We start from the raw sequence: 11,499 nt of genomic DNA, 5'->3' as shown, positions 1-11,499 counted from the left end.
CCGGAGAGGGTCAGACACGCTCGATGATCGTGGCGACACCCATGCCGCCGCCGATGCACAGGGTGATCAGGCCGTAGCGGCCGCCGGTGCGCTCGAGTTCGTCGAGTACGGTGCCGACCAGCATCGCGCCGGTCGCGCCGAGCGGGTGGCCCATGGCGATCGCGCCGCCGTTGACGTTGGTCTTCTCGTGCGGGATGTTGAGATCCTTCATCCACTTCATGACCACCGAGGCGAAGGCCTCGTTGAGCTCGAAGACATCGATGTCGTCGATGGTCAGTCCGGCCTTGGCGAGAACGGCTTCGGTCGCCGGCGTCGGGCCTGTGAGCATGATCGTGGGATCGCTACCGGTCTGAGCGGTGGCGACGACGCGTGCACGTGCGGTCAGCCCGGCCTTCTTGCCTGCGGCCTCACTACCGACCAGGACCAGCGCGGAACCGTCGACGATGCCGGACGAGTTACCGCCGGTGTGAACGTGATTGATCTTCTCGACGTTGACGTACTTCTGACGGGCGACATCGTCGAATCCGCCCATCGCGGCCAGGCCCTCGAAGGCCGGCTTCAACTTGCCGAGGCTCTCGACGGTGCTGCCCGGGCGACGGTGCTCGTCGTAATCGAGCAGGGTGACGCCGTTGATGTCCTTGACCGGGACGACCGACTTGGCGAAGTATCCGGCCGACCAGGCGGCCTCGGCGCGGGCCTGCGACTCGGCGGCGTAAGCATCGACGTCTTCGCGAGAGAAGCCCTCGATGGTGGCGATCAGGTCGGCACCGATGCCCTGCGGAGCGATGTAGAGATCGAATGCGGTGGTCGGGTCGGTGAACATGGCGCCGCCGTCGCTGCCCATCGGCACGCGCGACATCGACTCCACACCACCGGCGATGACCAGCTGGTCCCAGCCGGAGGCAACCTTCTGGGCGGCGAGGTTGGTGGCCTCGAGGCCGGAGGCGCAGAAGCGGTTGATCTGGGTTCCGGGAACGGTGTCGGGCAGACCTGCCACGAGGGCAGCCGTCCGCGGGAGAACCGCACCCTGCTCGCCGACCGGCGACACGATGCCCAGCACGACGTCGTTGATGTCGGCCGGATCGAGATCGGGGAAGCGAACCTTGAGTTCGTTGATGAGCCCGACCACGAGGTCGACGGGCTTGACGCTGTGCAACGAGCCCTTACGTTGCTTGCCGCGAGGCGTACGAATGGCCTCGAAGATGTATGCATCAGTCACGCTGGGGTTTCCTTTCAGATGAACTGCGCTGTTCGCCAGCGCTCGCCTTCGATCTAACACTAGGCTAACGCGCTGTAACTTATTTGACCATACCCCGAGTACAGAGCAGCAATCAATCGTCCGATCATGCGCTAGGGTTGATTCACAATGTCCACGAACCCCGAGGTCGCGGACGGCCCGCGAGCACAGCGTCATCGTCGGCCGGCCGACCGCAAAGACCAGCTCACCGACCGTGCTGCCGAACTCTTCCTGGCGCGCGGCTACGACCATGTCTCGGTGGCGGACATCGCGAAGGCTGCAGGGGTGACCGGACCGTCGATCTATCGGCACTTCGTCGACAAACAGGCGATCCTCTATGCGGCGGTGATGTCAGGTGTCGAGGACATAGAGAAGTGCACAGATACCGCACTAGCCCCCGCGGCCGACGGGCAGATCCCGATCGACAAGGCCATCGAGAAGCTGTGCGCCCTCGGGGTGACCAACCCCCGGTCAGCTGCCCTGTGGCGCTGGTCCACCGCGCATCTGACCCCGGACCAGAACGACGAGGTCGCCCGGCGCACCCGCAAGGTGCTGCAGCGATGGTCGGGTGCGGTGTTCGCCCATCGCACCGACCTGTCCGCCCGCGACATCGACCAGCTGGCCTGGTCGATTCTGAGCGTCAACGGCAGCGTGTCCGTCCACCGCACGCGCATCTCCACCGCGAGGGCGGTGGCCCAGCTGGTGAAACTCGTCGACCGGGTAGTCGAGCTGACCCCTGACCGCGCCACCCCCATTCCACCGATGCCCCGGGCCATGGCAGAACCGTCCGGCCGCCGGGACGAGATCCTCGACGCGGCCGCAGCCCTGTTCCAGCAGCGCGGGTTCGCGACCGTCGGCGTCGATGAGATCGGCGAGGCGGTTGGAATCACCGGACCCAGTGTCTACAAACACTTTCCGAGCAAGCAGGCGATTCTCATCGGCATCAGCCAGCGGAGCGCGAACCGGCTGGAGGCCAGCGCCATCGCGGCGTATTCGATCGCCTCCGATCCGCAATCGCTGCTCGCGGTACTCGTGGACTCCTATGTCCAAGTACTGACATCGACGCCAGACCTGTCGGTGTCGTTCAACAGTCGTAGTGTGCTCGAACGGTTCGACAACGGCGATCTCATCACCTATCAGCGCCGGTACGTGGGACGCTGGGTGAACCTGGTCGAGCAGATCGAGACCGACCTACCGACCCCGGAGGCCGCGGTGACCGTGCACGCAGCACTGACAATCGCCAACGACGCCATGCGCTTGCGCCGCAACTGGAGCAGGCCAGACATGCCGGCTCTGCTGGCGTACCTGATGAAGGGCGTGCTCGGACTACCCGAGGGCGGACCCGTTGGTCAGGCAGGAACCGTACTGCCGTGATCGATCAGCCCGACGTCAGCCCACCCGACATCAGCCCGCCCGACATCAGCGCCGAGACGATCGAGACGCAGCTGCTCGGCGGCGAGCGGCTCTTCACCCTCGAAGACATGACCGCGGCCCTGAACATCTCAGAGGACCACGCCCGGCGGGTGTGGTCGGCGTTCGGCTTCACGATGCAGGGCGACGACAAACTGTTCACCGCCGACGACGTGCAGGCGCTGCAACTCGTCCGGGGCCTCGACGAGGGCCAGCCCCCGGAGTTCGAGATCGCCATGGCCAGAGCACTCGGCCAGACGATGTCGCGGCTCGCGGACTGGGAGGCCAGCAACATGGCCGATCGCATCCGCAGTGGCGACAGTCCAGATCTCGAGACGATGCTCGGCGCTGTGCAGCGGGTTCAGACGCTGGTCTGGCGACGCCATCTCGCGTCCGCGTTGCAGAACGCGCTGGCGACCACCGACGGTGTGAACCGAACTCTTGCAGTCGGTTTCGTCGACATAGTCGGATACACGAGCTTGTCACGCAAGATCGGGATGGATGAGCTCGACGGTCTCCTCGAAACGTTCGAGACAAACGCTTACGACGTCATCAACTCACGCGGCGGGCGGGTGGTGAAGACCCTCGGCGACGCCGTGATGTTCGAGGTCGAAGATCCGGCCGCGGCGGCGGACATGGCCCTCGCCCTACAACAGCTCACCGACGAACACGGCCTGCCACCGCTGCGCGTCGGTATCGCCTTCGGCACCGTACTGACCCGGCTCGGCGACGTCTTCGGAGAACCGGTCAACATCGCGGCCCGGCTGACCAGTTCCGCCCGCTCCGGAACGATCCTCGCCGACACCGAACTCGGAAACGCGATCGACGGCGACGATCGCTTCTTCCTCAAATCGATCGGGAGCCTGCACGTCCGGGGCTACAAACGGCTCCGCGCGAGTGTGCTCGAGCCGAACAAGAAAGCCTGAGCCCACCCACAAACCCAGTCGTCCCAGGCAAACCCAGTCGTTGCAACATGTGGGTTTGCCTGGAACGACTGGGTTTGCGGGGCGGGTCAAGTCAGCGCTACCGCGCCGGGTACACCGTGACCTCTGTCGCCTTGACCACCAGAGCCACCTCGTCATCGGCGACCAGTCCGAGTTCGCTCACGGCAGCCCAGGTGATCGCCGCGGTGATCACAGCATCGTCGACCAAGCAGTCGACCCGCGCCAGATCTCCCTGCGGCACTATTTGCGCCACAACGGCTTTCACGACGTTACGCGGACTCCCCGAAGGTGGCCTCCGGTACACGGCCACCGCGCGTGGCGAGAATGCGGCCATCGAGGATGCACCCGCGGCCGGCGTCTCATCGACCATCCCGGCGATGGCGAACCTGCCGGTCTCCACGACCGCGCCCGACCAATGACCACTGATCAGGTTGAGGCCGGCCAGTTGCGCGGCGAATTGATTGACGGGACTGGCGAGCAATTCCCGCACCGGCCCCTGCGCCACGATTCTTCCGTCGCCGAGGATGATCGCCGAATCGGCGAGGGTCACCGCATCGGCGATGTCGTGGGTCACCAGCAAGGTGGTGCGGGCGCGATCCTGCAGGATGCCCCGGAGCATCGACCGGATCCTGTGCACCACATCGACATCCAGCGCGCTGAAGGGTTCGTCGAGAAGCAGCAGATCGGGGTCTGCGGCCAGTGCCCGGGCCAAGGCGACCCGCTGCGATTGCCCGCCGGACAGCTGTGCGGGTTTGCGGTCGGCCAGATCGGTAGCGTCGACCGCGTCCAGCCATCGTTTCGTTCGGGAGCGCACCTCGGAGCGGGGTAGGTGCGCGGCGGCCGGGGCGAAGGCCACGTTCTGCGCCACGGTCAGATGCGGGAACAGCATGCCCTGCTGCGAGAGCAATGCGACCCCGCGTTCATGAGGCGGCACAAACGTTTTCGGTCCGACGAGTTCGCGCACCCCGACCGTCACCGAGCCGGAGTCGGGCCGTAGCAGTCCGGCCAGCATGTTCATCAGCGTGCTCTTGCCTGCACCGTTCGGACCGAGGATCGCAACGGTCTGTCCGGCAGGGATCCGAATGCTCAAGTCGAGGAATGGCACTTCGCCGGCCAGTTCGGCGACCAGGTCCCCTGTCACAGGACCACCGCCCGCTTGGAGTCGCGCACGTGCACCGCGATCACCACCAGCAACGCCACGACGACCAACACGATCGACAGCGGCAGAGCCTGTTCGGGCTCGCTGATCGACTCCACGTAGATCGCGAGAGGTGCGGTCTGGGTGACGCCTTGCAGGTTACCGGCAAAGGTGATCGTCGCCCCGAACTCACCGAGGGCTCGTGCGAAGGCCAACACCATGCCGGACAGCAAGGCGGGAAACACCAGTGGCATGGTCACTTTCCACAGAGTTCGCGTCGGGGACGCACCGAGGGTCGCAGCCACCTGTTCATAGCGGCTACCGACACTGCGGAGCGCACCTTCGAGGCTGATCACCAGAAACGGCAGTGCCACAAACGTCTGGGCCAGGATCACCGCGGTCGTCGAGAAGGCGATGTCGATCCCGATCGATGACAGCGGCTCGCCGACCAGACCGAATTTGCCGAAGGCATAGAGCAGCCCGATTCCGCCTACCACCGGCGGAAGGACCAACGGCAGGAGCACCACTGACCGCAGCACCCGGATCGACATACCGGTTCGTCGGGCGAACACAATCGCCATCGGCACCCCGAGCACGATGCACAGCACCGTGCTGACCGCCGCGGTCCGCAAGCTCAGCTTCAGTGCATCCAGCGATGATTGCGAGGTGATGTTGCCCCAGAAGTCATCCCACGGGGTGTTCACCGCCAGCGCGATCGGCGGCAGCATCACGAGCGCCACACCGATTGCGGCCGGCAGGTAGAGCCAGGCCGGTACCGCCTTCAGTGCGGATCCGGAGTTGCTCAAGTCGCGGGTCCGAAGCCCTGCGACTCGAGCAGCGCACTGCCCTTCGTGCCGAGCACCATGTCGACGAACTGTTGTGCGGCTTCTTTGTTCCTGGTCGCCGCGACGACGCCGATCGGATACTTGTTGACGACCGCAGCAAAGGCGGGATCGGACACGGAGGTGACGGTGTCGCCGGCACCGGCGGCATCGGTGACGTAGACGAGGCCGGCGTCGGCCTGTTTGGTCTGCACCTTGGTGAGCACACCGGTCACCGCCGTTTCTTCACTGACCGGCTTGATGTCGACGCCGGTGTTCTCCTCGACCTCGGCAGTCGCGCTGCCACACGGCACGTCGACCGCGCAGATCACCGTGGTCACATCGGACTTCGCGAGATCGGCGAGACCCTGGATGTTCTCGGGGTTGCCCGGCTGGGTGACGATCGTCAAGACGTTGGTCGCGAAGATCTGCGGATCGGTGATCTTGTCCCCGAGCTTTTCCATGTTCTTCTGGTCGGCGGTGGCCAGCACATCGACGTTCGCGCCCTGGTCGATCTGCGTGACCAGCGCCTGCGAACCGTCGAAGTTGAACTTGATCTCGATGTCGGGGTTGTCGGCCGAGAACTGCTCGGCGAGTGCCGTGAAGCTCTTCTTCAGAGAGGCCGCGGCAGACACCGTCAGCGTGACCTTCTCCGTGTTCGAATCCGGCGCGCTCGACGAACACCCCGCCGATAACAGGACCACCGCCACGACGAGGACGAGTGCGACGAGACTTCTTGACTTCACTCGACGGGCCTCGTTTCTACGATCACGTTGGTTGCCTTGATGACCGCCGTCGCCACCGAGCCGGGTTTGAGATCGAGTTCGCGGACGGCGTCGGTACTCATCAGCGATGTCACTTCGAACGGTCCGCATTGCAGGGTCACCTGGCTCATCACCGGATCCGACTTCACCTCCGTGACAAGTCCGACGAAACGGTTGCGGGCCGACCGCACGACCGGCGCGTCGGCGCTCGAGAGCGCAGGCGCGCGTTCACTGGCCAGTCGCGCCAGATCTGCCCCGTCGACGACCTGTCTGCCGCTGTCGTCGGTGTATGAACGCAGCTGATCCCCGGCGATCAACCGGCGAACGGTGTCGTCGCTGATCCCCAGGAGTTCGGCCGCCTGCCGAATTCGCACTTCACTCACCTGTTGAGGTTCGACCGCTACTGCGACTATGTCAAGCCGAAACGTCCGCAGATGCGGAGCTGGCGACGCGACGGGTTCGTCGCGATGAGTTCCGGCACCGACCCCGGTCTATGCCTGTGACGACCTTCGAACCTCACAAGGAGCCCGCCATGCCAGCCATCGACTCACATCCGGACGGTGTCGCCGTCTGGATCGATCTGTCCAGCACCGAGCCGGATCGCGCCGCCTCGTTCTACGGCGACCTGTTCGGGTGGGACCGGACCGAGCCGGACCAGCAGATGGGCGGCTACTCGCAGTTCACCTACCAGGGCAAACTCATCGCCGGCCTCGGGCCGAAGCAAAGCCCGGACATGCCCGACTTCTGGTGCACGTACTTCCAGACACCGGACATCGAGGCGACCGTCAAGCAGGTCTCGACCTCAGGTGGCAGCGTCTTCGTCGAACCGATGGAGATCCCCGGGCAGGGGACGATGGCGATCGTGATGGATCCGGGCAGCGATCCGGGATCCAATGGTGGCCGCAACGGCCACGGCGCTGTCTTCGGCTTCTGGGAACCTCTTGAGCACAAAGGCTTTCAGCTCTACATGGAGGCCAATGCACCCTGCTACTTCGAGCTTCTGAGCACCGACTTCGCGAAGGCGGTCGAGTTCTACCCGGCGGTCACCGGGCGACAGACCATCACCCTCAGCGACACCGACGAGTTCCGTTACGCCCAGTTGAGTCTGCCCGACACCAAGCCGGGCGAGGGGTACGCCGGGATCATGGACGGTCGCGGCTTCTTACCTGCTGAGGTGCCCTCGCACTGGTCCATCTACATCGGCGTCGCCGACGCCGATGCCACGGCCGCACGAGTCGGGGAACTCGGCGGCACCGTCGTCGCCGCCCCGATGGACACCCCGTATGGGCGACTCGCGACCATCAGTGATCCGTGGGGCGCACAGATCAAACTGCAACAGGTGCCCTGATCCCGAATCCGTCCCGTCGGATTTTCGATGCCCGGGACGATGAACACCGAGTGGACCCGCTCCAGCTCTTGACTTCAAGTTCGCTTCAACTCGGAGGATGACAGAACCGATCTCGAGATGAACAGCCGACGATATTTCCACGACGGATCCGTTGCGATCTGACTCGACCTGCAACTAGGAGAACAACGTGTCAACGCTCAGCAAGAAAACTGCTGGCCCGATGTCCGACTCGGTCGCTACGGTGAGCCCCATGACTTCCACAGCAGTCACCACCGAACACGCCATCGAGGCCATCGACCTGGTCAAAGAGTTCGACGGCGTCCGTGCCGTCGACGGAGTGAGTTTCCACGTCCCGCCCGGCTCGGTACTGGGACTGCTCGGACCGAACGGCGCGGGAAAGACCACCATCGTCCGGATGATGACCACGCTGAGCCTGCCCACCTCGGGTACGGCCCGTATCGCGGGGTACGACGTGACAGAGAATCCGGACCTGGTCCGCAGCAGCATGGGCCTGACCGGACAGGCTGCCACCGTCGACGAGTTGCTGACCGGGCGTGAGAATCTCTGGATGATCGGCAGCCTCTACGGGTTGCCCCGCAAGGAGGTCCGCGCCGCAGGTGACCGACTGCTCGAGCAGTTCTCGCTCACCGACGCCGCTGACCGAGTGGTCAAGACCTACTCGGGCGGAATGCGTCGCCGGCTCGATCTCGCCGTCAGCCTGCTGGCCTCACCACCGGTGCTGTTTCTCGACGAACCGACGACAGGTCTCGATCCGAGAAGCCGGCAGGAACTCTGGGATGTGCTGAAGTCACTCGTCAACCATGGCACCACCCTGCTGCTGACAACCCAGTATCTCGAAGAGGCCGACCAACTCGCCGACGACATCGTTGTCATCGACAAGGGCAAGATCATCGCGGCCGGTACCCCGTTGCAGCTCAAGGAACAGGCGGGCAAGGCCAGCCTGGTGCTGACGGTCTCCGATGCCGACGACCTGCCCGAGGCGACCCGACTCCTGCGGGAGAACAGCGGGGAGGTCTTCGTCGACGAGTCGCAGCGGCAATTGACCGCAAGTGCCGACGGAATCGGCGACCTCACCAAGATCGCCGGGATCTTCGAACGCAGCGAGATCGCGGTCGACGACATCGGACTCACCCGCCCAAGCCTTGACGACGTCTTCCTCTCCCTCACCGGGCACCGAGCTGAAGACGCCGACGCCGACGCCGAGGAGAACAAGTGATGACCACCACGACCAGCAACGCCGGAACGACGAAAGCAACGCCGCGATCGGCGATAGGCAAACCAGACATAGTGCGAGAGTCACTGGTCATGGTGCGGCGCAACCTCATCCACACCAAACGCCAACCCGAGATGCTCTCGGACGTGACGGTGCAGCCGATCATGTTCGTGCTGCTGTTCGCGTACGTCTTCGGTGCGTCGATCAGCCCCGGCGACGGGTTCGACTACAAAGAGTGGCTGCTCCCCGGAATCATGGGTCAGACCATCGCGTTCTCGGCGTTCATCGTCGCGCTCGGACTGACCAACGATCTGGACAAGGGCATCATCGACCGCTTCCGGTCACTGCCGATGGCACGGTCGTCAGTCCTCGTCGGACGATCCGTGGCGGCGCTGATCCACTCCTCTATCGGCATCGTCGTGATGGCGCTCACCGGTCTGCTGATCGGCTGGCGCATCCACGAAGGATTCGCGAAAGCAGTTCTCGCCTTCGCTCTGGTGCTGCTGTTCGGTTTCGCCATGATCTGGTTCGGCATTCTCATCGGATCGGTGATGCGCTCACCGGAAGCCGTGAACGGTGTCATGTTCACCCTGCTGTTCCCGGTCACGTTCCTGTCCAACGCTTTCGTCCCGACAGAACCGATGCCGAGTTGGCTGCGCACGATCGCGGAGTGTAATCCGATCTCGTCGCTCGTCCAGTCGATGCGTGAACTGTGGGGCAACGGTCCGGCGGCGCCTCCGGGAGCCCCCTGGCCGCTGCAGAATCCTGAGCTCTCGACGGTGCTCTGGTCGATAGCGTTGACCTTGATCTTCGCGCCATTTGCATTGCGCGCGTACCACAAGCGCACCACTGATTAGATTGGGAATTCGCGCCACCTACGCACATATGAGCCGGTTGCAAGCGGCTCGTATGCGTGCAGGTGGCGCGAATTTTTATGCGGTGCGGGAGAGGGCTTCCACCGGATCGCTGTAGATCGCATCGAGGGAAACCGCACCTGCGGCTTGTTGCTGGACCGTGGCACCCGAGCGTGACACCCGGACGTCCCGGCGCTCGGCGACCGAGGTCTCGCGGACAGCCTGCGCGACGATCGGCAGGGTCGAGGGGGCGTCGGTGAACGCCTGCCCACCGAGGACCACGTGGTCCGGGTTGAAGATGTCGGCAATCAGGCCGACTGCCTTGCCGAGCAGCCGTGCGCGCTCGTCGAGGATGGCGCGGGAGATCTCGTTGCCCTCCGCAGCCAGCTGGTGCACGTCTTCCACCGACTCGATCTTCAGACCCGCGGCGATGGCGGCGTCGACGATGCCGGTGTCGCTGACGGTCGGTTCGAGCCGGCCGGTGCCGTGCGGGTCGAGAAGTTCGGTGCGCCCGACCGGGAAGTGCCCGATCTCCGGCGGTCCGGCGGTGGGGGTGTACACGCTGCCGCCGACGGTGAAGGCGATGCCAACTGTCTCGCGTGCGTAGAAGTAGACGAAGCTACCACCCTCTTGACCCGGATCCACCAACAATTCGGCCTGCGGGTTCAGCAGGAGTTCCGCAGCGGCCATCGCCTCGACGTGAGAGGCCACGGAGATCGGCAATCCGACGACCGAGGCGAGAATCTCACCGACAGGTGCGGACTGCCACCCGAGGCGCGAGTGGGTGACGCGTCCGGCCTTGTCGACCCGTCCGGCCAGTGCCACCCCAGCCCACAGCACCTTCTTGTTCTGCCACCGCGACAGGAAACGCTTTGCGCTCAGCCCGATGGCCGTCAGTGTCTGCTCGGGGCTGTCGGCGATCGGGGTCGGGATCTGGATGGCACCGACAACGCGGTGAAAGAGGTCATGGGTGGTGATGGAGGTGACCTTGAGGCCGATGTGGATGCCGACCGTCAAGAACTCGGCCGTGTTCAGCTCGAAAGGCAGTCGCGGGCGACCGATGGCACCGGCAGGCGCGAGGTCGGCGCGCTCACGCAGCAAGCCGACCTTCAGGAGGGCACTGACCTGGCGGTTCACAGTCGAGATGCTCAAGCCCGAGGCACCGGACGCAGCGTCGCGGAACACCGGGCCGTGCAGGCGTGCAGCCCGCAACACCACTGCCGCCGGCTTGGTCGACAGATGCAGTTGCGGGGTGGCGATGTGAATCCCAGCGCGGGCGCTGCCCAATTTCACCGCTGCCTTTTTCGGGCTGGGCACTCCCAGCGGACGAGCAGGACGAGCAGGCGCGGCGACGCGGGAGCCGGTCGGGCGGGTCACAGACGGGCGGGTGGTGGTCGTAGCTATGCGGTGATCAAGTGTGGCAGTCATCGAGGGTCCTCGTGGAGTTGTCGCGCCCAGGACCACACCAGTGGCCGAGCGAGAGATGTCAGAACGGAATGCCGCGAGCGCGGCGGATTCGGATCAGGACATTCGACAACAGAGAACGCGAGCGAACGGCAGACGACACCCCAGAGCGGTGGTCATGTAGGTGACCTCCGGGATGTAGTGGCCTGTGCTCGTCATGAACGTCAAGGTAGCAGCGCTTGCAGATTCCGTGCAACGCGGACATCGATCGGACCGAGAAGACTGAACGCACGTCACAGAGGCGTTCACCGGCGAGAATAGTCGCCACGCCGATCTCCCCGCCGA

The 11,499-nt window shown here is 64.7% G+C and carries 11 protein-coding genes; 5 read left to right on the top strand and 6 right to left on the bottom strand.

Going from position 1 to position 11,499, the window contains the following annotated elements:
- Positions 1 to 10: 10 nt before the first annotated feature.
- Complete coding sequence (locus BFL43_RS22005) at positions 11 to 1,219, bottom strand: acetyl-CoA C-acetyltransferase (RefSeq protein ID WP_084839388.1); 1,209 nt, start codon at positions 1,217 to 1,219, stop codon at positions 11 to 13.
- A gap of 147 nt (positions 1,220 to 1,366) precedes the next feature.
- Between BFL43_RS22005 and BFL43_RS22000 the strand changes: the two genes are divergently transcribed.
- Entirely contained in the window at positions 1,367 to 2,611 is a 1,245-nt protein-coding gene (locus BFL43_RS22000) for a TetR/AcrR family transcriptional regulator (RefSeq protein WP_084894759.1), read from the top strand.
- The gene (locus tag BFL43_RS21995; protein WP_240498414.1) at positions 2,608 to 3,573 is read left to right on the top strand and encodes an adenylate/guanylate cyclase domain-containing protein; all 966 of its coding nucleotides are present in this window, start codon (positions 2,608 to 2,610) and stop codon (positions 3,571 to 3,573) included. The genes BFL43_RS22000 and BFL43_RS21995 overlap by 4 nt, the downstream gene beginning before the upstream one ends.
- A gap of 97 nt (positions 3,574 to 3,670) precedes the next feature.
- On the opposite strand, the gene BFL43_RS21990 is transcribed toward BFL43_RS21995, so the two are convergent.
- From BFL43_RS21990 to BFL43_RS21975, 4 genes are all read right to left on the bottom strand, one after another.
- Complete coding sequence (locus BFL43_RS21990; RefSeq protein WP_084894757.1) at positions 3,671 to 4,732, bottom strand: ABC transporter ATP-binding protein; 1,062 nt, start codon at positions 4,730 to 4,732, stop codon at positions 3,671 to 3,673.
- Entirely contained in the window at positions 4,729 to 5,457 is a 729-nt protein-coding gene (locus BFL43_RS21985) for an ABC transporter permease (protein WP_084894878.1), read from the bottom strand. The genes BFL43_RS21990 and BFL43_RS21985 overlap by 4 nt, the downstream gene beginning before the upstream one ends.
- Positions 5,458 to 5,531: 74 nt before the next feature.
- The gene (gene modA / locus BFL43_RS21980) at positions 5,532 to 6,296 is read right to left on the bottom strand and encodes a molybdate ABC transporter substrate-binding protein (protein ID WP_084894755.1); all 765 of its coding nucleotides are present in this window, start codon (positions 6,294 to 6,296) and stop codon (positions 5,532 to 5,534) included.
- Complete coding sequence (locus BFL43_RS21975) at positions 6,293 to 6,697, bottom strand: TOBE domain-containing protein (RefSeq protein ID WP_084894753.1); 405 nt, start codon at positions 6,695 to 6,697, stop codon at positions 6,293 to 6,295. The genes modA and BFL43_RS21975 overlap by 4 nt, the downstream gene beginning before the upstream one ends.
- A gap of 149 nt (positions 6,698 to 6,846) precedes the next feature.
- Between BFL43_RS21975 and BFL43_RS21970 the strand changes: the two genes are divergently transcribed.
- The 3 genes from BFL43_RS21970 (at position 6,847) to BFL43_RS21960 (ending at position 9,753) form a co-directional block, all read left to right on the top strand.
- On the top strand, positions 6,847 to 7,662 hold the full coding sequence (locus BFL43_RS21970) for a VOC family protein (protein WP_084894876.1): 816 nt from the start codon (positions 6,847 to 6,849) through the stop codon (positions 7,660 to 7,662).
- A 250-nt stretch (positions 7,663 to 7,912) separates the two neighbouring features.
- Positions 7,913 to 8,899, top strand: a complete 987-nt coding sequence (locus BFL43_RS21965; protein WP_084894874.1) for an ATP-binding cassette domain-containing protein — start codon at positions 7,913 to 7,915, stop codon at positions 8,897 to 8,899.
- Positions 8,899 to 9,753 (top strand): ABC transporter permease, encoded by an 855-nt coding sequence (locus BFL43_RS21960; RefSeq protein ID WP_084894751.1) that lies wholly within the window; start codon positions 8,899 to 8,901, stop codon positions 9,751 to 9,753. The genes BFL43_RS21965 and BFL43_RS21960 overlap by 1 nt, the downstream gene beginning before the upstream one ends.
- 75 nt (positions 9,754 to 9,828) lie before the next feature.
- On the opposite strand, the gene BFL43_RS21955 is transcribed toward BFL43_RS21960, so the two are convergent.
- Positions 9,829 to 11,178 (bottom strand): ROK family protein, encoded by a 1,350-nt coding sequence (locus tag BFL43_RS21955; RefSeq protein WP_084894749.1) that lies wholly within the window; start codon positions 11,176 to 11,178, stop codon positions 9,829 to 9,831.
- Positions 11,179 to 11,499 lie beyond the last annotated feature (321 nt).

The sequence above is a fragment of the Williamsia sp. 1135 genome (assembly GCF_002095395.1).
Taxonomy (GTDB): Bacteria; Actinomycetota; Actinomycetes; order Mycobacteriales; family Mycobacteriaceae; genus Williamsia.
This window is presented reverse-complemented; position numbering and strand designations above follow the sequence as displayed.